At 64.4% G+C, this 343-nt stretch carries 1 pseudogene; it reads left to right on the top strand.

The features are described from left to right. Positions 1-343, top strand: a pseudogene (locus tag CBX98_RS25750) (hypothetical protein); the annotation flags it as partial.

The following is a 343-nucleotide window of genomic DNA, read 5'->3' on the forward strand; positions in this document are numbered from 1 at the left end:
ACTGTTCATCTACACGCCCGATCGCGACGGCCTTTTCGCCACGGTGACGGCAATGCTCGACCGCTTGCGCTTTTCGGTGGTCGAGGCTCGCATCCTCGTGTCCAGCACGGGCAAGGCACTGGATACCTTTCTGTTGCTGGAGTCCGACTCGCAGGCACCCGCCTCGCTTCAACGTGCCGAAGAACTTCGCTCGCGCATGCTGCGGGCGCTCGATCAGCCGGCGGGCCAGGCCCCGCCCAAACGCAGTCTTTCGCGGCACCTGCGGCACTTCCAGATGATTCCGCGCATCGAGTTCGTCGATGCCGGTGAACGCACGCAACTCGCCCTGGTGTGTACCGACCGG

Origin of the sequence: Vibrio sp. T9 (genome assembly GCF_003123985.1) — a bacterium.
GTDB classification, from domain to species: domain Bacteria; phylum Pseudomonadota; class Gammaproteobacteria; order Enterobacterales; family Vibrionaceae; genus Vibrio; species Vibrio diabolicus.